This is a genomic window from Aequorivita echinoideorum, from assembly GCF_018476645.1.
GTDB lineage: Bacteria > Bacteroidota > Bacteroidia > Flavobacteriales > Flavobacteriaceae > Aequorivita > Aequorivita echinoideorum.
In genome coordinates this window covers 1-24145 of sequence record NZ_JAHCTB010000004.1, presented here as the reverse complement: position 1 = coordinate 24145, position 24145 = coordinate 1, and the positions used below count along the sequence as shown (strand labels likewise).

At 38.5% G+C, this 24145-nt stretch carries 24 protein-coding genes; 23 read left to right on the top strand and 1 reads right to left on the bottom strand.

Features of this window, described 5'->3' with window-relative positions:
• The first annotated feature begins 340 nt into the window (after window positions 1–340).
• The 6 genes from KIV10_RS09325 to KIV10_RS09305 all read left to right on the top strand — a co-directional run bounded on the left by KIV10_RS09325 (window position 341) and on the right by KIV10_RS09305 (window position 5484).
• Window positions 341–1510, top strand: coding sequence for a PKD domain-containing protein (locus tag KIV10_RS09325; RefSeq protein ID WP_214113249.1), 1170 nt, complete (start codon window positions 341–343; stop codon window positions 1508–1510).
• 135 nt (window positions 1511–1645) lie between these two features.
• Complete coding sequence (locus tag KIV10_RS14000) at window positions 1646–1774, top strand: hypothetical protein (RefSeq protein ID WP_262898426.1); 129 nt, start codon at window positions 1646–1648, stop codon at window positions 1772–1774.
• A gap of 44 nt (window positions 1775–1818) precedes the next feature.
• Window positions 1819–2037: a hypothetical protein gene (locus KIV10_RS09320; RefSeq protein WP_214113248.1), complete on the top strand. Its 219-nt coding sequence runs from the start codon at window positions 1819–1821 to the stop codon at window positions 2035–2037.
• A 103-nt stretch (window positions 2038–2140) separates the two neighbouring features.
• Window positions 2141–2476 (top strand): hypothetical protein, encoded by a 336-nt coding sequence (locus tag KIV10_RS09315; protein WP_214113247.1) that lies wholly within the window; start codon window positions 2141–2143, stop codon window positions 2474–2476.
• A 34-nt stretch (window positions 2477–2510) separates the two neighbouring features.
• Complete coding sequence (locus tag KIV10_RS09310; RefSeq protein ID WP_214113246.1) at window positions 2511–4910, top strand: TonB-dependent receptor; 2400 nt, start codon at window positions 2511–2513, stop codon at window positions 4908–4910.
• Between the two features lie 19 nt (window positions 4911–4929).
• Window positions 4930–5484, top strand: coding sequence for a type 1 periplasmic binding fold superfamily protein (locus tag KIV10_RS09305; protein ID WP_214113245.1), 555 nt, complete (start codon window positions 4930–4932; stop codon window positions 5482–5484).
• Window positions 5485–5556: 72 nt separating this feature from the next.
• Here the strand turns inward: KIV10_RS09305 and KIV10_RS09300 are convergent, their stop codons facing one another.
• Entirely contained in the window at window positions 5557–5994 is a 438-nt protein-coding gene (locus tag KIV10_RS09300) for a PepSY-like domain-containing protein (RefSeq protein ID WP_214113244.1), read from the bottom strand.
• Between the two features lie 153 nt (window positions 5995–6147).
• On the opposite strand from KIV10_RS09300, the gene KIV10_RS09295 reads away from it, so the two are divergent.
• The 17 genes from KIV10_RS09295 (at window position 6148) to KIV10_RS09215 (ending at window position 24003) form a co-directional block, all read left to right on the top strand.
• On the top strand, window positions 6148–6825 hold the full coding sequence (locus tag KIV10_RS09295; protein WP_214113243.1) for a response regulator transcription factor: 678 nt from the start codon (window positions 6148–6150) through the stop codon (window positions 6823–6825).
• On the top strand, window positions 6822–8090 hold the full coding sequence (porY, locus tag KIV10_RS09290; RefSeq protein WP_214113242.1) for a sensor histidine kinase: 1269 nt from the start codon (window positions 6822–6824) through the stop codon (window positions 8088–8090). The genes KIV10_RS09295 and porY overlap by 4 nt, the downstream gene beginning before the upstream one ends.
• Before the next feature lie 40 nt (window positions 8091–8130).
• Window positions 8131–8622, top strand: a complete 492-nt coding sequence (locus KIV10_RS09285) for a hypothetical protein (RefSeq protein ID WP_214113241.1) — start codon at window positions 8131–8133, stop codon at window positions 8620–8622.
• Window positions 8622–9500 carry an SdiA-regulated domain-containing protein gene (locus tag KIV10_RS09280; RefSeq protein WP_214113240.1) on the top strand — a complete coding sequence of 293 codons (879 nt, stop codon included), beginning with the start codon at window positions 8622–8624 and terminating at the stop codon, window positions 9498–9500. The genes KIV10_RS09285 and KIV10_RS09280 overlap by 1 nt, the downstream gene beginning before the upstream one ends.
• Window positions 9490–10203, top strand: coding sequence for a TVP38/TMEM64 family protein (locus tag KIV10_RS09275; protein WP_214113239.1), 714 nt, complete (start codon window positions 9490–9492; stop codon window positions 10201–10203). Before KIV10_RS09280 ends, KIV10_RS09275 begins: the two co-directional genes overlap by 11 nt.
• A 131-nt stretch (window positions 10204–10334) precedes the next feature.
• Window positions 10335–12476 carry a catalase gene (locus KIV10_RS09270; RefSeq protein WP_214113238.1) on the top strand — a complete coding sequence of 714 codons (2142 nt, stop codon included), beginning with the start codon at window positions 10335–10337 and terminating at the stop codon, window positions 12474–12476.
• 170 nt (window positions 12477–12646) lie between these two features.
• Window positions 12647–13048 carry a VOC family protein gene (locus tag KIV10_RS09265; RefSeq protein ID WP_214113237.1) on the top strand — a complete coding sequence of 134 codons (402 nt, stop codon included), beginning with the start codon at window positions 12647–12649 and terminating at the stop codon, window positions 13046–13048.
• Window positions 13049–13266: 218 nt separating this feature from the next.
• Window positions 13267–13905 (top strand): hypothetical protein, encoded by a 639-nt coding sequence (locus KIV10_RS09260; RefSeq protein ID WP_214113236.1) that lies wholly within the window; start codon window positions 13267–13269, stop codon window positions 13903–13905.
• A gap of 24 nt (window positions 13906–13929) precedes the next feature.
• The gene (locus KIV10_RS09255; protein ID WP_214113235.1) at window positions 13930–14388 is read left to right on the top strand and encodes a (2Fe-2S)-binding protein; all 459 of its coding nucleotides are present in this window, start codon (window positions 13930–13932) and stop codon (window positions 14386–14388) included.
• A gap of 2 nt (window positions 14389–14390) precedes the next feature.
• A complete protein-coding gene (locus KIV10_RS09250) occupies window positions 14391–16643 on the top strand; it encodes a molybdopterin cofactor-binding domain-containing protein (RefSeq protein WP_214113234.1) in 2253 nt (750 codons plus the stop codon).
• Window positions 16644–16719: 76 nt separating this feature from the next.
• A complete protein-coding gene (locus KIV10_RS09245) occupies window positions 16720–17097 on the top strand; it encodes a hypothetical protein (protein ID WP_214113233.1) in 378 nt (125 codons plus the stop codon).
• A gap of 170 nt (window positions 17098–17267) precedes the next feature.
• The gene (locus KIV10_RS09240; RefSeq protein WP_214113232.1) at window positions 17268–18092 is read left to right on the top strand and encodes an MbnP family protein; all 825 of its coding nucleotides are present in this window, start codon (window positions 17268–17270) and stop codon (window positions 18090–18092) included.
• A 54-nt stretch (window positions 18093–18146) separates the two neighbouring features.
• Window positions 18147–19208, top strand: a complete 1062-nt coding sequence (locus KIV10_RS09235) for a cytochrome-c peroxidase (RefSeq protein WP_214113231.1) — start codon at window positions 18147–18149, stop codon at window positions 19206–19208.
• A complete protein-coding gene (locus KIV10_RS09230; protein WP_246516257.1) occupies window positions 19195–20184 on the top strand; it encodes a transporter family protein in 990 nt (329 codons plus the stop codon). Before KIV10_RS09235 ends, KIV10_RS09230 begins: the two co-directional genes overlap by 14 nt.
• A gap of 167 nt (window positions 20185–20351) precedes the next feature.
• A complete protein-coding gene (locus KIV10_RS09225) occupies window positions 20352–20852 on the top strand; it encodes a barstar family protein (RefSeq protein WP_214113230.1) in 501 nt (166 codons plus the stop codon).
• A gap of 338 nt (window positions 20853–21190) precedes the next feature.
• Entirely contained in the window at window positions 21191–21838 is a 648-nt protein-coding gene (locus KIV10_RS09220; RefSeq protein WP_214113229.1) for a hypothetical protein, read from the top strand.
• A gap of 206 nt (window positions 21839–22044) precedes the next feature.
• A complete protein-coding gene (locus KIV10_RS09215) occupies window positions 22045–24003 on the top strand; it encodes an ATP-binding protein (RefSeq protein ID WP_214113228.1) in 1959 nt (652 codons plus the stop codon).
• Window positions 24004–24145: the final 142 nt, after the last annotated feature.

The window sequence follows — 24145 nt, the reverse complement described above, 5'->3', positions numbered from 1 at the left end:
GTGATTGGAGGCACGATTTTTTCTGTTTATTGTTGATTGCTAATTGTCTATTATTGATTTAGGATGCACGATTTACGATGTACGATTGGTGATTGGAGGCACGATTTTTTCTGTTTATTGTTGATTGCTAATTGTCTATTATTGATTTATGATGTACGATATACGATGTACGATTGGTGATTGGAGGCACGATTTTTTCTGTTTATTGTTGATTGCTAAATGCTAATTGTTCATTGCTAATTGTTCATTGCTAATTGCTAATTGCTAATTGTTGATTGTTGATTGTTGATTGTTGATTGATTATAAGATGTTTTATTTGAACATATAGATTTCAGCCTTTATGCTTTTTAAGGTGGGGGCTATGGATTCGGCGAAATTTGCTAGTGAAAAAAATGAATTACGGTACACCATTGTTGGCGCAACCGAGGTTTGTTTGGGCACTCAGCTTACTTATAAAATCCATCCGGTACCAAAAAGCGATGAATCGGTTAATTGGACAATCAGTAATGGCATATTTCCGGAGATGATGGCCTTTACGGCAACTGGTAATAAAGTAAATGTAATTTGGACAAATATCCAAAGACAGAAAAATCCAATATTCGAGATTACGGCAACTATTGAGAACAGAAAAAGCAAAACCAATAACATTTCACTGAAAGTAAAAGAAATAGATATAAGCCCTATAATTTCCGGCTCATTAGAAGTCTTTTCCAATACCTTCCAACAATACAGCATCAATTATTCTGAAGGGGAAAAATATGAGTGGAAAATTATTCCGCCCCACGCTGGAAGCATTGTCAATTATCCGCAAGGCCATCAAGTAGAGATTCTTTGGCATAACGTAACTGAAAAAGCCGAAGCTGAAATACATGTAAGGATTCAAAAATGTAGTAGGAGATTTTATACTGCTACATCTATTTTAATAACCAATGAGAATTCGTCTACTTTGGAAAAGAAGGAATTTGATTTGGGTGATAGTTGTGAATTTGAAATTCCGTCACTAGAAATTATTGCAAAAAAGAAAAACTGCTCAGGCAGCGCGGTTCAATTTTCCGTTGAGCCCCCCCATCCTTCATATACTTATTATTGGGATTTTAATGATAGAGCCACTAGCACGTTGCCCAATCCCGTTAGAAATTTTGATGCATCCGTAAGTAGATCTTCAACTGTTGAGCTAACTATTACCAATGCAAATGGATGTACATTAAAAAAGCAGGTGTTTATTGAAAATTATGATTTTGAAATGAACGGGCAATTGTCCCTAAGTTCACCATTGCCAAAAATGGGAGAAACAGTTCAATTGCTATATACACCCTTTGGAATGGGGGCTGCTCCCGAATTATTTATTTGGCATCATTACCAACAAGGTAAATTAGTAAAAACATTTACCACAACACAAAGTTATTCATCAACCAATGAACCCGGACTCTATGTTTTAGATGGTAAAGACCAGAATGGATGTATACAATATTATATAGATAGCATAGAGGTAGTCTTTGTAAAAGAATAATTAAAACTATATACTTTGGAGTTTTCCTAATTCTTGTAAAGTATATTTTAACATACTTGTGTTAAACATTGCTACCTTGTAGTTTTATTTTTAAATTTTGGAATAGCTTTAAATGAAATTTAAAATCCAAGATATATGAAAAGCGATAAAAAGAAAAATCAAGAAGACCTGAATCCCGTAGTGAAAAACGAAAAGGATATTCAGAAGGCAGGATATGGTGGTAGGGATATACCTAATAGAAATAGTAAAAATGAAGAGGAATAAATTCTTCTTTTTCATCTAAATTAAAAACTTTAAAGTCTTACGCTATGAATAAGAACAAAGATAAAAAAGCACCGATGCTCGACCCCAAAAAAGAAAATGAGCAAAAAATAGAGGAACAGGATTATACCGGGGAACCTAATTCAAAACCAAATGATTCCGAACCCGAAAAAGAGAATCCAGATAAAGTCCCTGAAAGCAATGATCCCGCAGGATATGGAGAATCAGGAAATACTAAAGAAGCTCCATACAAAAGGAATAATTAACTTTTGAATTGTAAGCAGGTTTGAAATATAATCGCCATCCTTAACAAAATCTTATGAAGCCATTTTCATAAGAAACCTTTACTTTTGCGGTTGCTTTTACAAAATGGAAAACAAAAACTGGTTTGGGAAAAATATAACTGCGCTCTTGCTGGCAATAGCTTTATTGCTGCCTGCTGCCGTTCAGTTTGCCCACGCGTTTGATGAACATAAGCACGAAGTATGCAGTGACCAGACTACGCATCTCCACGAAACCATTTCCAAATGTGGCATTTGCGATTTCCATTTAGCAACGTACAATTACACAATTTCAGAATATCCCGATTTCATAATGGCAGTTTTGCCTTCTGAAAAAAATCAATCGCTATATTCTGAACTATTCTACATTTTTACCATAACCAATACCCAACTTCGGGCACCCCCTTTTTTCTTAGTTAAGTAAACTTTTTCCGTTTTATTTTATAACTAAGAATTTTATGCATTTTCAAGCATTATTGATATTGCTTTTATGCAGTATTACTGCTATTTCACAAAATTGCGACAATACCCTTTCCGGCTCCGTAGTTGATCAACATGATGGCTCAGTTTTAGTGGGTGCAACTCTCATTATTGCTGGCACGGAACAAGCTACCATTACCGATTTTGACGGTAATTTTTCCATTGGTAATTTGTGTGATGGTACCTATTCCGTTCAAGTTTCGCACCCCAATTGTTTGACGCAGGGTTATACCTTCAAAATTTCTGGCAATACTGAAAAAATCTTCCGTTTGGAACATCATTTGGAAGAGCTCAACCAGGTTTTGGTGGAGGGGAATTCTATTGTTGATAAATCCAAAACCTTGGCGGAAAAAAAGATGGCAACCCAAGAATTGGAGCGGTATAGCAATGCTTCCCTTGGGGATGCCCTCAATAGTTTGAGTGGGGTTTCGTCACTAAATACTGGGAACACTGTTGTAAAACCACTAATCAATGGACTTCACAGTAGCCGCGTGGTTATCATCAACAATGGTGTGCGGATGGAAGATCAGGAATGGGGCGCGGAACATGCGCCCAATATCGATATCAATTCTGTTGGAAATCTTACGGTTATAAAAGGTGCGGGTGCTTTACAGTACGGTGGCGATGCCGTGGGCGGTGTAATTGTTGCCGAAGCCGCGAAAGCTCCCATAATAGATAGTCTTTATGGCAAATCTTTATTTACGGCGGTGAGCAACGGGCGTGGTACGTCGTTCACATCACAGCTTACAAAAACATATCGTTCTGGTTGGTTTGGTATGGTTCAGGGCACGTTGAAACGTTTTGGAGATTTTGAAGCACCCGATTACATACTCAGCAATACGGGTGCTTTTGAAAGAAATGCTTCCGTGAACATCGGCTTAAATCGTTTCGATTATGGGTTTGAAGCATACTATTCCATTTTCAATAATGAAATAGGAATTCTTCGCGCTTCCCACTTGGGTGGAGCTCTGGATCAAATTCGCGCCATCGGCAGTGATAGACCGCTCGTTATTAACGATTTCACCTATTCCATTGATGCGCCAAAGCAGGATGTGATGCACCAATTGGCACGTTTGAAGGCTTTTAAAAGAATTGACGGTTTGGGAAAATTAAGTCTACAGTATGATTTTCAGCAGAACAATAGGTTAGAATTTGACATCCGCCGTGGGGACGATAGGAATAAGGCATCCTTGGATTTGCAGTTGAGCACGCACACTGTTTTACTTGATTTGGATTCGCGTTTTTCTGAAACCTCCCGTTTTAAAACTGGAGCTATGGCGGGCTACCAAAAGAATTTTGCCAATCCGGACACGGGTGTAAGGCGGTTAATTCCAGATTATGAAAAATACGATCTCGGCGCTTACGCAATTATTGATAAGAATGTAACCGATAATCTGTTGCTTGAAGCTGGGGCCCGCTTTGACTATACTTTTATGGATGTTTTTAAATTTTATAGAACATCATTTTGGGAAAGCCGAAATTACGATGAATTGTTTCCGCAATTGGTTGTAGAGGATTTGGGAAGTCAAATTCTTACCAATCCGCAATTGGATTTTTACAACGCTTCGGCCACTGCGGGTGCCAGCTATTCGTTTAATGATTCCTATTCATTGCTGTTCAATTATTCATTGGCATCCCGGGCGCCAAATCCTTCAGAGCTTTTCAGCGAAGGATTGCACCATTCTGCCTCACGAATAGAGCTTGGTGATCTTCGGTTTAATTCTGAAATAGGACACAAATTCGCGCTTACTTTTCAGAAGGAAAGTGCCATTTTCAGTTTTTCCATAAATCCTTACATCAACTCTATAAAGGATTTTATTGTAATTGAGCCCACGAGCATACAGCAGACAGTTCGCGGTAATTTTCAGGTGTGGGAATATAGGCAGACCAATGCCCAATTGCTGGGAGTGGATGTGGATGCGCGGTATGCTTTCGCAAAAAACCTATCCTTCAACCACCAGTTTTCATTGGTTAAAGGATATGACCGAGCGCGCGATGAGCCGCTCATAAATATGCCACCGGTAAATACCAAAAATGGAATTACCTATCAAAATCCACAATGGAAAAATCTTCGAATAAATTTGCAGAGTCAATACGTATTTGAGCAAAATGAATTCCCAGATACCAATTTTGAAGTTTTTATACCCGAAACCCAAACCACAGAAATTGTTGATGTAAGCACCCCGCCAGATGCCTACCATCTTTTGAATTTTGACTCGAGCATTGACTTTAAAGTGAATCAGAAATCAACATTGACGGTTGGTTTTGGAGTGACCAATTTATTGGACACATCGTACCGAAATTACCTAAATCGATTACGCTATTACGCGGACGATTTGGGCAGAAATTTTTTATTAAATCTTAAAATCAATTATTAATTATTTAAATCAATTCAAAATGAAAAAAATGAAATTTTTAGCAACCGCACTTTTCGCAACTGTACTTTTTGCTTCGTGCTCTAGCGATGATGATGCTCCCGTAGAAGTAAATGAAGAAGAGGTAATAACAACCATGACTGTTACGCTTAACCCAACAACACAGGGAACTCCCGTAATTTTGCGCACGCAGGACTTGGACGGTGATGGGCCCAATCCTCCCATTGTAACAGTTTCTGGAAACCTTGCTGCGAATGCAAGCTATTCTGGACAGATTGTTTTATTGAATGAAACAGAGGATCCGGCAGAAAATATAACACTCGAGGTTATAGAAGAAGCCGAAGAACACCAGTTTTTCTATACCACATCCGCTGGATTAAATGTAACAACGGCATATTTGGATTTTGATGTGGATGGAAATCCGTTGGGAACTGAGTTCACACTAACTACCGGCGAGGCAAGCTCTGGCACAATTACATTTACCCTACGCCACGAACCTACCAAGCCAAACAGCGGGTTGAGCGATGCTGGCGGTGAAACGGATGTTACCGCGACTTTTGAAGTTACTGTAGAGTAGTTTTAAAATCTTCACATAAAAAAAGCCATCTTCAGTTACAAGAAGATGGCTTTTTCATTTGATACATTTTATTTAATCCATTCGCTCATTCAGTACTTTCGCATTATCATCAAAGTTGATATGCATCTCCTTTCCGTTTTTTTCTAACTCCACTTCATAACTAGTCAAATTGTTTTGCCAAATTTTTTCAATTTCATCCACTCTGTAGGATGCATATTTTGATTTTATGGCATTACGAACTGCTTGAGGCAATTCATTTTCAGCAATATCCTGTTCTTTTCTGATAACGTTACCAGCATCACTATACCAAACTTCGGTATCAATTTGATTCAAATCAAATTCCACCTTATAATTTTCCATGTCTCGCTCCCACTCCACAGCCGTGGCATTGGCATATTCTTTATTAAAGCTCACTTTTACGTTTGTATGTACGGCATCCATGGCAATATCTTGTGCCAGAGCAATATTGGTCATTAAAAATAATGCGGATAAAATTTTTACATTTTTCATAATATTTCTTTTAAAGTTTAAGGCAAAGAAAAAGCACAAATCTGTAAACAATTTGGAATTAAAAAATTTCAAAAACTTCATATTAAAGAAAAGCCGAAAAATCCAAAATCATTCCAGCAATGCACCGTATTTTTATATGAAATAAAAGCCGAAATGAAAATTCTTATAGTAGAAGATGAACCGCAAATGCTGGAAAATATGAGGCAGACGCTGAAAGCTGAAGCGTATTTAATTGAAAGTGCCACAACTTTTCACGAGGCAAATGATCGTATCGGAATTTATGATTATGATTGTATTTTGCTGGATATTGGCCTCCCGGACGGCAACGGCCTCGAACTTCTCAAAACCATTAAGGCAAAGGGACTGGAAGATGGAGTAATTATAGTTTCAGCAAAAGATTCCCTGGATGATAAGCTCATGGGGCTCAATCTTGGTGCTGATGATTACCTGCCGAAGCCTTTCCACATGGCAGAACTACGGGCACGCGTAAAGGCCATATTGCGAAGGCGCAATTTTGAGGGACAAAATACCATCGAAATTGAAAACGTGCGCCTCAATATACCGGATCGAATTCTTTTTATAAATGATAATGCAGTAGAACTGAACAGAAAAGAATACGATGTGCTGCTTTATTTTCTTTCAAATAAAGATAGATTGGTAAATAAAACCGCACTTGCGGAACACGTTTGGGGCGATAACATAGACCAAACGGACAGTTTCGATTTTATTTATTCCCAAATAAAGAATCTTCGGAAAAAACTGGATAGCTACGGAGCAAAAATTCAAATAAAAGCCGTGTATGGAATTGGGTATAAACTTCAGAAAAAATGAAGCTTCTCAACTACACCACAACCTATTTTTCCGGGATTCTCCTCGTGTTAATTTCCATTTGGGCCGTGGTTTTCTATTTCGCCATGTTCGATGAAATTTATGATAGTATTGATGATGGCCTGGATAATAGGAAAATGGTATTGATTGAACGCGCCAGCAAGGATATTGAGTTGCTTCAAAAACCGCAGCTGGATGAATATTTGTACACCATTGAAAAAGTGAATTTTGAAAAATACCAAAATTTTAAGGATACCTATCGTGACACGATGATGTATATGCTGAACGAGGATGATTTTGAGCCAGTTCGTGTTTTGGAAAGTGTTTTCAGAAACAATGATGATTATTATAAAATAAAGGTAGTTACGAGCATGGTTGAAGAGGACGACCAGATTGAAAACCTACTTATCTATACCATAATACTTTATTTTTCATTGATAATCAGTATTTTAATACTCAATAATTTTTTTCTATTAAAAGTCTGGAAGCCCTTTTACCACCTTATTTCACAACTCAAAAATTTTAGTCTTGACAGCAATGAGCCTATCAATTACAAAAAAACAAATATTGAGGAGTTTGTACTTCTAAATAAGAATGTGGAAAAATTGCTTACCAAAACCCGCGAGACCTACTCCGCACAACGCCAATTCATTGAAAATGCAAGTCACGAGTTGCAAACCCCGCTGGCCATTGCAATTAATAAATTGGAATTATTGTTTGAGGAAAATAACTTGACCGAAAATCAAGCTTTTCAATTGCAGCAAGCACTAGAAAATCTGGAGCGACTGAAACGGCTCAACCGCTCGTTGTTGCTTATTTCAAAAATAGAAAATGACCAGTTCCAGCAGCTTTCAAATGTAAATATCAATCAGTTGATTCAAGAGATTATTTCAAATTTTTCTGAAATGGCCTCCCATAAAAATATAACCTTCGGATTTTCATCTTCTGAAAACGTATCGCTTTACATGAATCCGGACTTGGCTCATTTTCTTTTTTCGAATCTCATAAAAAATGCCATTACGCACGGTATCTCAACTAGTGAAATAACCATAAACCTTACCGAAGAATTTTTCAAAATAAACAACTATTCTTCTAGCGCACCATTGAACGGTGAACAGATTTTCAAACGATTCCACAAAAATAGTATGGATGCGACCTCAATCGGTCTTGGACTCGCCATTTCGAATTCTATAGCAAGGAAGTACGGGTTTGCTTTGATTTATTATTTTCGGGAAGGACAGCATTCCTTTGCGTTAAAATTCCATTAAAAATTCAGTATTTACGGGCTTTTCCCAATTCTTTACAGATTTGAAAGGCATCTTTGGTCATATTCAAAATGATATGACACGCATACTCTTTATATTTCTATTCTTCACTTCTTCCCTACTACTGATGTTTACAGGCGGTTGCAAAAATACTATTACTCCTATTGCCATTCCCTCCGTAGTGAAAAATACTTTCAAAAGCAATTTTCCCGATGCCGTTTCAATGGAATGGGAAATGCGCAATAGCATTTTTGAGGTTGATTTTGAAGTTGACGGTGTCGATTATGCAGCACGCCTTGACAACACTGGGAAATTATTGGCATATAAATATGATTTATCCATAAAATCACTGCCCCAATCCCTCACAGATAAACTTTCCCTAACACATTCTATAAGCGATTGGGATGATGCCGAAGTAGTTGTGGAAAACTCCAAAAGTTTCTATCAACTGGAAATCGAAAATTTTTTTACCAATGACAAATTGATTTTGGACAACAAGGGGAATTTGGTCGAAACTTTAAAATACTGGAACTAATGAAACTAAAAAACAACGAAAACAGAATTGCATTTATAATCGTGGCTAGCGCGTTGCTGGTAGTAAGTCTTATGTGGTTCGCCTTTGAAAATCCAAGCATAAATCCAAAACTTTTAAAAGAAAATTATACGATTGTACAAAAATGGGAAATGCCGAAAGAATTGGTTGAAATTTCTGGGATTGCCTGGATTTCAGAAAATAAAATCGCAGCCGTCGAGGATGAAGATGGAATTATTTTTATTTATGACCTAAAAACATCACAGGTCGAAAGAACAATTAATTTTGGAAGTGCCGGCGATTATGAAGGTATCGCGGTAATGGAAAACACTGCCTACGTTTTAAGAAGTGACGGAGAAATTTTTGAAATCAATAATTATTTGGATTCTAATTTCAATGTGACTAGGCATAACACAATTTTTTCAGGAATAAATAATATGGAGTCCCTTACCCCAGACATTGCAAACAATAGATTACTGATTGCTGCAAAAGATAGGGACTTAAAGGATGACGGCAAAAAAAGCATTTACGCATTTAATATTGGAACCAAAAAAGTTTCCAAAGACCCATTTATAAGATTTTCTATGGAGGACGCTATATTTAAAAAAAATAAAGAAGAAAAAAAGAAAAAATCAATTCGTCCGTCTGATATTTGTATACATCCAAAAAATGACAACATATATATTTTGGAAGGAAAAAACCCCAGTCTCTTGATCTTGGACAACGATGGAAAACCACTTCAATTTGAACATTTATCAAAGGAAACTTTTCCACAACCGGAAGGTATCATTTTTTCACCGAATGGGGATTTATTTATAGCCAGTGAGGGCAAAAATGGGCCTGGAACCATTCAGCAAGTGAAACTGGAAAATGAAAAATAAATATGGAAATAGCGGCAATCCAACTTCAAAAAAAAGTAAGCTACCGCTATTTTTTTCATTATTTATTATAGTTGTATTAATTCTGCTCTATTTTTTAGAACCCACTTTTCAAGATTTTTGCCAACAAGCTTGGCAAATCCTTACCAGTAATGACGAAGAAAAAATTAATAATTGGGTTACCGGATTGGGATGGTGGGGGCCACTTGTTCTTATAGCCGCAATGGTGGTGCAGATGTTTCTTATAGTTATACCTTCAATTCTGTTAATTGTTGTGTCCGTTTTGGCTTATGGTCCCATTTTGGGAAGTATTATATCTGTTACCGCAGTAGTGTTGGCTTCAACCATTGGTTATTTTATTGGTAGGTATATAGGCCCTTGGTTTGCCGCACAAATTTTGGGCAAAAAAAAGGAAAGGACTATTTCGCGCTTTTTGGATGATTACGGTTTTTGGGCCGTTGTAATAACACGTATTAATCCCTTTCTCTCAAACGATGCCATCAGTTTTGTGGCTGGTATCCTTAAAATGGATTATTTTAAGTTTATATCCGCCACGCTCGCGGGAATTGCACCGCTAATATTATTTTTGGCCATAATGGGTGAAAATTTTCAAACACTTAAAACTGGCCTACTGATAGTTTCAGTTATAAGTTTATTTATTTTTGGAATTTATTTATGGATAAAAAAGAGACATAAATTAAAATGACTTAACTCATTAAGAAAAATCTTCATGATTATTCATTTTATGAATTCTCGGAAATTGGCTTCACTTTATCGTTTTTCTTTAACAAATCTTGTAATTTTAGAAAAAACAAAATTTCATAAAGAAAAAAAACGATGAAACAGAAAAAGAACGCCACAGAAAAACCAACCAAAAAAATTGAGCAACTGGAAAAAAACAGTTGGCAAGTAGAAGGTTCCACGATGAAGACCAATCAAGGATTAAAAGTGAACGACACCAATAATTCCTTAAAAGCCGGAGAGCGCGGTGCCACGCTGCTCGAGGATTTTTTGCTTCGCGAAAAAATTTCCCATTTTGACCACGAACGTATTCCAGAACGTATTGTACATGCGCGCGGTAGCGGGGCTCACGGATATTTTGAACTTTACAAACCCATTCCCGAGTACACCAAAGCTGGAATTTTCAATGACACCAAGAGGCGCACCCCGGTTTTTGTAAGATTTTCAACAGTAGCGGGTTCCAAAGGTTCACCGGATCTTGCGCGGGACGTACGCGGTTTTGCAACTAAATTTTATACCGAGGAAGGCACTTGGGATTTGGTAGGCAACAATATGCCTATCTTTTTCATTCAAGATGCGATGAAATTTCCAGACCTCATCCATTCGGTAAAGCCAGAACCCAATAATGAGATTCCGCAGGCAGCCTCTGCCCACGATACTTTTTACGATTTTGTTTCGCATACCACCGAAACGCTTCACAACCACATTTGGGCGATGAGCGACCGCGCCATACCGCGTAGTTTGCGGATGATGGAAGGTTTTGGAATCCATACATTCCGTTTCATCAATAAAGAAGGCGAATCGCATTTTGTGAAATTCCACTGGAAACCGAAATTGGGCGTACATTCGGTAACTTGGGATGAGGCCGTGAAAATAAACGGTGCTGATGCAGATTTCCACCGTCGCGATCTTTGGGAGGCAATTGAAGCGGGACATTTCCCGGAATGGGAATTGGGCGTGCAATTAATTCCGCAGAAAGATGAGCATAAATATGATTTTGATTTGCTGGATCCAACTAAATTGATTCCCGAGGAAATGGTTCGGGTTAAAATCGTTGGAAAAATGACCCTCAATAGAAATCCTGAAAATTTCTTCGCCGAAACCGAACAGGTTGCCTTTTTGCCTGGACATATAGTTCCCGGAATCGATTTTACCAATGACCCGCTGTTGCAAGGAAGGCTTTTTTCTTATAGAGACACGCAACTTTCGCGCTTGGGAAGTCCCAATTTCCATCAAATTCCTATCAACAGGCCCGTTACTGAAGGGCATAACAACCAGCGCGACGGTCATATGCAAATGGATATTCCGAAAGGACAAACGGCTTATTTCCCCAACACGTTGAGTGGCGGATGCCCACATCTATCGAAAATGGCCGAAGGTGGTTTCACACATTACGAAGAGCGCATTGACGCCCGTAAAATACGTAACCGAAGCGAAAGTTTTAACGATCATTTTTCGCAACCGGCACTTTTCTATAGAAGTCTCAGCAATTGGGAGCAGGAACACGTGGCAGGAGCGTACACTTTTGAATTGGGCAAATGCACCCAGCAACCTATTAAGGAGCGGATGCTTTGGATAATCAGTCAGATAGACATCGATCTTGCCAAAAAAGTTGCAAAAGGTCTGGGAATGAAAATTCCAAAGAATATTGAAAGACCAATCAACCAAGCCATCGGTGCGGATGCTGATGTGAAAAAGCACCAACCCGGCGCCAAGAAGAATTATCTGGATAAATCGCCAGCCTTGAGCCAAGCCGAAACCAAATTTGACAGCATCGCTACCAGACAGATAGCTGTATTGGCGGGGGACGGATTCAGTATGAAAAATTTCAAAAAAATGAAATCTGTTCTGGAAAAAGAAGGCGCTATGCTAAAAATTGTTGCACCTATGGGAGGAACCATAAAATGTGATGAGAATATGGAGCACAAGGTAGATGCCGCCATTATGACAACCGAAAGTGTACTTTTTGATGCGGTGTACATTCCTGGAGGGAAAAAATCCATTAAAGCTTTGGGTGAAAATTCCAAATATTTAAAATTTGTAAACGAAGCATTTAAACATTGCAAAGCCATTGCGGTTGATGGCGAAGGCGAGGAATTTTTGAAGAAAACCTATGCGGCGAAGCATACCGATGATAAAGCAGTTTTTGTAAATGAAGAAGCTGCTGCTTTTAAGGAAGCCATTCAGCAACATAGAAATTGGGACAGAATGGAAATCGCCGAGCAAGTGCCAGCATAAAACCAACCTCATTTTTTTCCGAAGAAACCGAAATGTATCAACTATATATTTCGGTTTTTTTTGTTTTCAATGGACTTCAATTTTGGCTTTTCTGTTAAACTAAATAAAAAAAGTTTTCACCGTAAAACGCAATCTTTAACTTTAACATTCATTCAAAAAAACAAATTATTATGAGAATTGAACCATACCTATCATTTAGAGGCAATTGCCAAGAAGCATTCAGCTATTATCAAGATCTTTTTGGTGGTGAAATAAAAAATAAGGAAACATACGAAGGAAAAGATGTGGATATTCCTGAAAGTTTCAGAAAAAAATGGCAGCACGCAGAACTTCACGGAAAGGGTTTTGTAATCCTTGGTTACGATGCTGCTCCAGATACACCACTTACTGATGGAACAAATATGCAACTGGGCGTGGATATGGACAGTGAGGAAGAAGCGAAAAATGTGTTTGAAGATCTTTCAAAAGGTGGAAAAGTGCACGCAAGATTCCAGAAGACTTCTTGGGGAGCGCATTACGGAAGATGTACGGACCAATATGGCATCAACTGGATGATCAATTATAAAAAATAATTTCTGAGCAATAACTTCAGAAATTTTGTAGTGTTGCAATGTGAATGCTTTAATTTAAGTAGTATTCGTATTGCAACACTTTCATTTTTAAGGCAAATTCAGAAAACATTATTGCGAATATTAGGCTTTAAAATCATTTAACCTTAATGAAAATACAATTTTCAAAGAATCTATAATTTCAGATTTATTGGTTATCTTGTAAAACAAAATCAATGCTGATGGACTTTAGAACTACCTCTTTAAAATTTCGCAAACATTCAGTCATATTTTTATTTTCCGCAGCGTTGTTTTCGGCTTTCGTGCTTGCGTGCAAGGCAAAAACTGGTTCAAACGGGGAGTATACTTCACTGCCAGAAGCAAAAAAGCAGGATAGCCTTGCTTCTATCGCTGCATTTAAGGATGTTTATTCCGTACTGATGCACCCAAGATGTATGAATTGTCACCCCATTGGCGATATTCCATTACAGGGCGATGACAGCCATCTGCACAATATGTTGCCACAACGTGGGCCTGACGGAAAAGGAATTGCCTCGATGAAGTGTGCCAATTGCCACGCACCGAAAGGCGTACCCGGGGACCACACCCCTCCGGGAAATCCAAAATGGCACTTACCCCCTGCAGATATGAAAATGGTTTTTCAAGGCAAATCTGCTCGCGAATTGGCACTTCAATTGGTAAATCCAGAGCTTAACGGACACAAAGATATGCAGGCATTACGAGAGCACGCGGAAGATACGCTTGTAAAAAGCGGATGGAATATGGGCGGAGACCGTGAGTTGCCACCGCTCTCCTATGAAGAATTTAAAAAAGTTTGGTACACTTGGATAGACAACGGCGCATACGCCCCGTCCAATTAATATCTATTCACAAAAAAAAATAGTATGGCACTATATACAATCAATGTCAACGGCAAAAACCATCAAGTAGATGTGGATTCAGATACTCCGGTTCTTTGGGTTTTAAGGGATAACCTTCGTTTGCTCGGCACAAAGTACGGATGCGGAATTGCGCACTGTGGGGTTTGTACCATCCATATGGATGGAGAAGCCATCCGCTCTTGCGCCTACCCAATAAGTTCTGTTGAAAATAAAAAAATTGTAACGATTGAGGGCCTTTCAGAAAATGGTGACCATCCCGTCCAAAAGGCTTGGATTGAGCACGATGTACCGCAGTGCGGATATTGCCAAGCAGGACAAATTATGAGCGCAGCTTCACTTTTGGCGCAAAATCCCAATCCTTCAGATGAGGAAATACGCCGCGCAATGAATGGAAATTTGTGCCGATGCGCAACCTACACCCGAATCAATAAAGCAATAAAAACCGCTTCAAAAGAAATGTAACCATGACAAAGATTAAAACACATTTAAACAGACGCTCCTTCCTGAAACTCTCAGCAGCGGGAGGTGCAGGATTGATGTTACAGTTCAGCTGGTTTTCAAGTTTAGCTTCCGAAAATCCAACAATTGAGGAAGCATTTGATTTAAACGGATATATTAAAATCGCCACAGATGGCACCGTTACCATAGCATCACCCAACCCAGAAGTTGGGCAAAATGTAAAAACATCCATGCCTATGATTGTTGCTGAAGAACTGGACGTGGACTGGAAAAATGTGAAAGTAGTTCAAGCCCCGTTGAATACGGCAATTTTTACCAGACAATTGGCAGGCGGAAGCAGATCTATAAATGAAAGTTGGAATGCCTTGCGGATGGCCGGAGCCACGGCGAGACACATGCTCGTACAGGCTGCAGCAAAATCTTGGGGCGTTCCCGCTTCAGAAATAAAAGTAAATGCCGGAACACTTACGCACAATGCCAATGGTAAAACAGCAACATTTGGTGAAATGGCCTCGGCAGCTTCAAATATTGAAGTTCCCAAAGAAGTAGATGTAAAAGATATTAAGGATTTCAAAATAATCAGGAAGTCGCATTTAAATGTTGATGGGCCTTCAATAACTACTGGAAAACCTGTTTTTGGTCTGGATGTTTATGGTGAAAATATGGTTTATGCTTCAATTGTACATCCTCCGGCATTTGGTATGAAATTGGAATCTTATGATGCTTCAGAGGCACTTTCAATGAAAGGTGTGGATTCGGTTTTCACCATTGACGTTTACCCAGACGATTATGAGCGCAACCGTTTTGACATTTCAGCATTTCCGCAATTGATTGTAATTACTGGTGATTCTACGTGGCGAATTATGAAGGCGAAAAAAACTATCAAAGCTAATTGGGTGCCTTTCAGTGCCTATACCGTGAAGATGGAGGGCAATTCCAATGGTGAAAAAGTTCCCTCGGGAACTGAAAATACCGAAGCACATTATACTGAAATGATCAAAAAAAGTAAGGAAAATGCAAAGCAAGTTAGAAAGGACGGCAATCCCGAGAAAGCATTTTCTGAAGCCGCTAAAGTCATTGAGCGGTCGTACACCGCTCCCTATTTGGCACACAGTCCGCTGGAGCCGCTCAATTTTTATGCGAATGTTACAGCAGATAAAGCAGAATTGATTGGCCCCATACAAACGCCCGAGTTCATGGAAAAATCCGTTGCGAAGCGTTTGGGAATGAACTTAGATCAAATTGATATTCAAATGACGCGCATAGGTGGTGGTTTTGGAAGAAAACTCTTTGGGCATTATTTAGTGGAGGCCGCCCTTATTTCCCAGAAACTGAAAAAGCCAGTAAAGCTTATCTATACCCGCGAGGATGATATGACCTTTGGCGCCTATCGTCCCACATACCAAGCCACCTTTCGGGCGGCTTTGGATAAGGATAACAATATGGTTGCATTTCACGTAAAAACCGGCGGAATACCTGAGAGTCCGCTCTTCGCAAATAGATTTCCGGCGGGAGCCGTGCCGAATTATTTGGCGGAATCTTGGACAATTGATAGCAACATTACCACGGCTGCTTTCCGCGCCCCGCGTTCCAATTTTATGGGCGCTGTGGAACAGGCATTTCTTGATGAAGTGGCCGAATTGGCCGGAAAAGACCCTATTGATTTCAGATTGGAATTGTTCGACAATGCCATCAAAAAACCTGTAGGCAATAAAAACGATTACGAAGCCAAACGCTATGCCGGGGTTTTAAAATTAATTAAGGAAAAATCGAATTGGGGAACTTCCAAAAATGGCCTGAGTCGTGGCGTAGCAGCATATTTTTGTCACGATAGCTATGTGGCGAATGTTGTGGATCTAAAAATGGTTGATGGCAAACCCATTATTGAAAAAGTGCATTGCGCCGTAGACTGCGGAATTGTAGTAAATCCTGTAGCGGCCGCAAATATGGTTGAAGGCGGAAGCGTTGACGGCATTGGTCACGCACTTTACAGTATGCTGTCATTAAAAGGTGGTGTTCCGCAGCAACGTAATTATAACGATTATCACCTTATCAGAAATAATGACGCGCCGCACGATGTAGAAGTCCATTTTGTGGAAAGTGACGTACACCCCACCGGATTGGGAGAGCCACCATTTGCCCCCGCAATTGGGGCACTCGCAAATGCACTTTATAAGGAAACAGGCAAACGTTATTATCACCAGCCGTTTATGATGGATATTGAATCCAAATACTTGCAAAGTGAAGCAAACGTTTAGAATCTCCAGCTGAATTTTTAACAATAAACACTGTAAAATCCTTCTCTCTTTAAATTGCAGGGAGTATCTTTGCGCCGTGAAAACAGTGGCTTTTTCGTTGGCATTATTTCTATTTCTAAAACCTGTTCTTCCGGTTTTGGAATACGCCGTTTTTTATGATTACATAAAAGAAGTCCTTTGTGTGAATAAGGATAAGGTGGAAATGCAATGTAACGGAAAATGCTTCCTTAAAAAAGAGCTTGCCAAGTCTTCCGAAGGTTCTGAAAACGGAAAAAAGAAGGATGGACAGCGATTCTCTTTTGAAAATACCGTTGTTTTCTTTCAGGATATAAAACATACCATTTATTTCGGAACGGATTTTTCCAACCAAAGACTTCTTCAGAATTACCATTATAGCAATCTCTATTCGCATTTGGTAATTTCGCCTATTTTCCATCCCCCCGCTACCGTATAATTTTTTTTATAATTCCTGGCAATTCAAAATTTGATTTGTCCTTTTCTGAATGTGATAGTCAGCATTATCATAACCATTCGGTATGCTTTTCATTCAGGAAAAAGAAGTTTCTGCACTTAGCACGAAACCACATATTCACATATACTATTTTAAAATTATACATCTTAAAAATGAAAAAAACTTTTAGAAATATATTGATTGCCTCGCTTTTCAGCGGATTGCTAGTATCGTGCAGCAACGACGACGATACGCAACAAGAAACGATTGAAGGATTTGGCGATGCCGAATTGTTCTTTGACAACGGAATGGCTGGCGATGCACTTATTTTGGGCGGAAGCAAGACCAACTCAAACAATGAGACTTTAACCGTTAATAGACTCAATTACATTATTAGTAATGTAGTTCTCATTGAAGAAGATGGAACTGAATATGTTTACCCAAAAAACGAATCATATTTTATCATTAGCCAGGAAGGCGACATGCACACCGTGCATTTGGAAAATATTCCGGCAGGAGATTATACCCAAGTGCGTTTTGGGATAGGTGTTGATGAACTCCGTTATCTGGAAGGCGAAACCGCCCAACAGGAATTTTGGGATTACGCTGCCGCCAATAATATGACTTGGACGTGGAGCACGGGCTACAGATTTATTAATTTTGAAGGTACTTTTACTTCAGAAAATAACAGCGAGCCGCTTCAGTTTCAAGTGCACCAAGGAAGCAATTCCGCAACGGACAACTATCGTGAAGTAACATTGAATTTGCCCACCACCGCAAGAGTGCGCGTAGATGAAATGCCGAACATCCACATTATTGCTGATGCAAATACCATTGTTGATGGAACCAATAAAATCGTTCTATCCGAAAACCTGAATACCGCAGGGACAAACGCCAGCATTATGGGTGGAGAGAATTTGATATTGATTGCTGAAAACACCCAGCAAATGTTTACCGTAGATCACGTACATAACGGTGGTGGATCACACCAACACTAAAAATTTTAAATCAGCCCAGGCAAGTCTTGGGCTGATTTTTTAAAATTGATATGTATGAAAAAACTACAGCAACTTTTTATCGCTGCCACGGCCGCCATGTTTCTGTTTGCCTCCTGTAGCAAAGATGATGGGTATTCGGGAATTCCGGAAGATAGGCCTTTCAATTTTGAAATTCCATCAAACTTTCCAGCGATGGCACAGGATATTGGTAATAATATGCCCACTGAAAATGGGGTTGCGCTAGGCAGAAAATTGTTTTACGAAAACAAACTTTCGCGGGACAATACTATTTCCTGTTCCTTTTGCCACGAACAGGCCTACGCATTTACGCACCACGGCCACGACTTAAGCCACGGAATTGACAATTTGTTGGGGATTCGTAATGCGCCCGCTGTTCAAAATATGACTTTTCAAAGTGAGTATTTTTATGACGGGGCTTCAAATGGGATCCAACTGCTTTCCATAGTTCCCATCCACAATCCTGTGGAAATGGACGAAAGTTTGCCGAGCATTGCGGCAAAATTGGCTGAAGATGATGCTTACGTCCAATTATTTCAGTCGGCGTTTGATGATGGGGAAATTAGTTCCTCCAATATGCTGAATGCCCTTGCGCAGTTTATGACGGTTATGATTTCGGCAGATTCAAAATATGATAAATATGTGCGCAATGAGCCCGATGGAAATATGACGCAACAGGAATTGGACGGACTTTCCCTTTTTCAAAATAAATGCTCGGTATGCCACGCCACCGATTTGTTTACCGATAGTAAATTTCGGAACAATGGCCTACCCCCCAACCCAAACCTAAACGATTTGGGTCGGCACGTGGTTACAGGTTTTGAAAATGACAAATACAAATTTAAAGTGCCTAGCCTGCGAAACGTGGCGCTCACAAAACCATATATGCACGACGGCCGCTTTGGGAGCTTGGAATCTGTTTTGGATTTCTATTCCAGTGGTGTGCAGGAAACCCAAAATCTGGATCCCATTCTTCAGCAGAACAACACGCTGGGAATACCGCTTTCCGAAGAAGAAAAACAGGCGCTTATCGCCTTCCTAAAAACATTGACCGATGAAACCTTCATCACAAATCCGCTGTTCTATGAACAGACCTAACTTTCTTAAAATGCACAAATACCTTTTCATAATTTTGTTGTTGACCATTCAAATTGGTTTTTCAAATAAAATCAAAAATCCCATAGACCCCTACCCCAATTTTCAGCAATACAGTTTCAAGAATTTCGACTTTGAGGATTGCGATGCCTGTGGATGTTCCGCGAATGGTGGCAGTATGGGCTTTAGCTCTATGATAGACCAGAACTTTGTTGGGCTGCGTTATATGTACCAAAGCTACCAAAGTCGCGATGGGGTTTTTAATAATTCGCCATGGGTGGACGAGAATTTTAATACCCTCCAAGCCTGGGGCCGCGTGCCGCTTACCGATAGAGTTGAAGTAATGGCGCTGGTGCCCTACCATTTCAACAATAGGGAAAATATGGTCGGCACCCAAAACATCGACGGCCTTGGGGATATTACCGTGATGGGATTTTACACACTTTTAAAACCGAAAATGGATACCTTGCCCACACAGCACAAAGTGCAGGTGGGCGTGGGAATAAAGGCACCCACGGGAAGGTATGATAGCGAGAACAACGGAAGTGTTAACCCCAGTTTTCAATTGGGGACCGGGAGTTGGGACTATACCGTGGCGGGCGAATATATTGTGAAGCGCAAGAATTTGGGTTTTAACGCGATGGCGAATTACATTCTAAAAACCGAAAACGACAAAAATTACAAGTTTGGCAACCAGTTTAATTACGGCGGTACGGTCTTTTACTCGCTGGGCTCCGAAAAATTTACGGTGGTGCCACAGGCTGGTCTAGCCGGGGAGCTGTATGCAGCCAATGAGGATTTTAATGAAGACGTGCCACTTACGGAGGGCGATATCTTTTTTGGAAAAGTGGGCGTGGAAATGGGAATCAACCGGTTTTCATTGGGGCTAAACGCGATGCTCCCCATTACCCAAAACCTTACAGGCGGCCGGGTGGAGGCCAATTATAGGATTGGGATTAACCTCAATTACGGGTTGTAGGTTTTACAAATGCGGAAATGGGGAGTGTTTTTAAGTGATTGATTTGTTTATATTTGGGAATAACTTAAAACAATGCGGTGTACAAGTGCGGTGTATACGTGCCTTTTATGTTGTATATGCGCAAGTTGTGCTTCATTATGACAAAACGCTCGGAATTGAATTAATAAATGGAAATAAACGAAGAGAAAATAGAAAAGGACATTGAGATTCTGAAAGACGGACCAATTTGCAAGTACTTCAAAAACGGAATTCTTGACGAAGATTTGAATTGGTTTAATAACAATAATTTCGAGATTATTGAAATGAATTGTCGGAATTGGAATCGGAAAAATGCACATCAGAATCTAAAAATTGCTCTGAATTTTCCAGATTATTACGGAGAGAACCTAGATGCATTTGCTGATTGTTTAACTGATATGTATGATGAAAAATACAAAGGACTGGTTTTGGTTTTTAGACGATATGACAATTTTGTAGAGGAGGACGGCAGATTAGCAGAAGCGATTCTCGACATTATAGCAAAAGAATCACGGGTTTGGCTTTTGACTGGACGAAAATTAATCGGATTTATACAATCGGACAATCCTGACTTGAATTTTCCTGAACTTGGTGGAACAAGCCCAAGTTGGAATAGTGCGGAATGGTTTGATGCCGACAGAAAAAAATAACGAAAGCACAACACCGGCTATAGTTCATTGCTTCTGACTTTGCCTACGGCCAGTTCGCACTTCGTGCTCGTGTCCTCGCGGAAAGTCCTCGTAAATTTGCTATCTTCGGTTCACGGCGGAAAATCCTCGCGGATTTTCACGCAACGAAACCATAGCCAAACCTTTGTACACAATTATGAAAAACCAATCACACTACAAAATATGAGTTTATTAGAATCAATATTCGAAGCTTTAGCAAAAACCTCTCGCGGAAAAAACAAATTTCACATTTTCAAAGGAAAATCGGGAACCTATATGAAATACGGAAGCGACTCAAGCGGAAGAAAAGGCAGAACTATATGGTGGAAAAAAAAGTGATTAAGTCATTCTCAAAAATATCACTTTTGATGTTTCTTTTTTGTTTCATAACTGCTTGTAATGATAATGATACTTATCAAGAGCAACTAAATGAAATCAATCAAGATTATAAGGATAATAGAAAAGAAATAATTACAGATATCGTAGTTGAGCGTATTGAACATAAATCTAAATCTGAAAAATCAGTTGAAGAACTGAACGAGTTAGAAAAAGATTATGAGGAAAAAATAAAAGAGCTAAATGATTTATTTAAAGGTCAAGAAATCATTGCACCTTTTAAAATAGAGAAAACGACAGATGTTGAATTAGCTGGTTACGCAATGCAGGTAGAGCTTAACATTAAAAATAGAACAATATTTAATATGATTGTGAATAAAGTCTCTGGATGGGTTTTTGAAGTTTTAATTTTAGCTTTGTTTGTAATTATATTGGGTTTTTTCGTGAATTATAGTCAACCTTTTGAACTAATCAGCGTCCTTCTATCTCATCGGATAATTATTATTATATTTTTTGCAATTGGAATATTTTTCAGCCCAGCGGAATATTTTGGCTTAATCGCTTCTGATTTGGAAAATGAAACTGAAAAAATTATCGATATGAACTTTCAAAAAAGTAAGAACAATAGTTAAAACTTGAATAGAAAGCCTAATCAGTTGCTTAAACGAAATTAAGGTACATTTGGAAAGTCGCTAAATTTTTAAATTTGACGATTTCCAATAAAAATAAATAGTAAAATTTAAAAATCTGGCTTGTGGCTCAACCGAAAATAATCGCTAATTTGCACGCTACGAGCCATATACAAGACCGTTGTGTGTAAGCTGAAAAAAAAGAACATATGCCAAAACAAATAGATATTGGAGTTGAAATAGACCACATTGATTCTTTGACAAGAGCCAATGGAAAGACAGCTATTTCAGAACTAATTTGGAACTCATTAGATGCTGACGCTTCTGAAATCAATATCGAATTTGAAAAAACCAAATTAGGAGGCATTAATTATTTGCTCATAAAAGACAATGGTCACGGCTTGAACTACCAAAAAGCACAAGATGTATTCGGTAAACTTGGAGGTTCAGAGAAAAAATTAAACCGAATAAGTCCTAATGGACGACATTATCACGGAAAAGAAGGAAAAGGAAGGTATAAATCATTAGCACTCGGAGATTTAGTAGAATTCACGAGTAGATACAAAAACGGTGAATCTTTCAAAGAATACACAATAACGCTTGACAGAAATCACCTATCGTATTCCGATTTTAGCGATTTAAAAACATTACCAAAAGGTGACTATTCAACAGGTTTCCAAGTTAGGATTGACAATGTCAATCAAGAAAATACTTCTCAAGCTATTGATATAAGTTCTAGGAAAGAACTTGAACAGAAATTTGCTTCTTACTGGATTAATTATCCAGACTTTTCAATTATCATCAATGGTCAGAAACTAGAATTCTCTTCTTTGATAAAACACAGCGAAGAACAAGATATACTAGTAAATGATGGAGAATTTGATTATCGATTTAAAATTAAAATTATAGAATGGAGTTTCGATATCAAAAAGCAAACATACTTGTGCAACACAAAAGGAATTCCTTTTCAAGAAACCAATTTAGGAATAAGGACAACTCTACCTATTTCAATTTTTATCCAATCAAATTACATAGAGAAATTGCATAGAGAAAATAGACTTGCTCTAGACAGCTTGGACGAAATCTTAAATAGTGTAATTAAGGATTCTAAAAAAATTGCACGAGATTATGTTCGGAGAAGACTTCATCAATACTCTGGAAAATTCATAAATGAACTAAAAGCAAAAGGTTTATATCCTTATAAGGACAAGCCAGACACAATAGTTGAAGAAAGTAAAAGACAGGTTTTTGATATAGTTGCACTACAAGTCAACGAATATCTTCCAGATTTTGAAACACAAGATGATAAAAGTAAAAAGTTAACCTTATCACTTATTAAAGAATCTTTAGAAAATGATACAACATCATTACAAAGAATCTTGACGGAAGTTATCGAATTACCAGAAGAAAAAAGAAATGACTTATTCGAAATTTTAGATGAAACTTCATTATCGAATATCATCGATGCAATGACAGAAATCAAAAATAGATTGAATTTGCTCAATGGAATTGAACAGTTAATTTATGATACAGATTTAAACAAGCAAGTAAAGGAGAGAAAACATCTTCATAAAATTGTAGTCAATGAGACTTGGATTTTTGGAGATAAATATACCTATGGTGCTGACGATGTAACTTTGAAAAATGTTTTAAAAGCTTATTTAAAAGATTCCATAGGACGTGATGATTTTCAAGAGGTTGTGGATTCGGAAGACAATGATGAATTGAGAACTATTCCAGATGTTTGTCTATGGCAACAATTCAGTATGGGAAGTGCTGGAAAAGAAAATCTTATCATCGAACTTAAAAAACCGAATAAAGATGCTGGCTTTACTGAAAAAAGTCAGATTGAATCATATGCCACCAAAGTTTCCAACGACCCAAGATTTCCGAAAGACAAAACGAGATGGAAATTTTTGTTAGTGACAAAGGATATAAAACCCGAAATAGAACCGTTGCTTAATCAGAAAAATAGAAGATATGGACACGTTTCGGAAGGTGACAATTTTGATGTTTACGTATTGCCTTGGGGACATATTCTTTCGGAGGCAAGAACACGACACGAATTTATTAGAGATAAACTGAATTTAAACTTAAAAGATAACGAACAAGGGCTTGATTATTTAAAAAATAAGTACAAAGAGTATTTACCAGAAGAATTTAAATAAAAAAAGCCTACGCACAACAAAGATCTGAGTTAAAAAACAAATCTTTTTAGTCCAATTTAGATACAAATTCCGCATCATAGGGCAAACCACTTTTTGCAATTGCAAATGCCTGTTTCAACAATTTATTTGCCACAGCTATAAG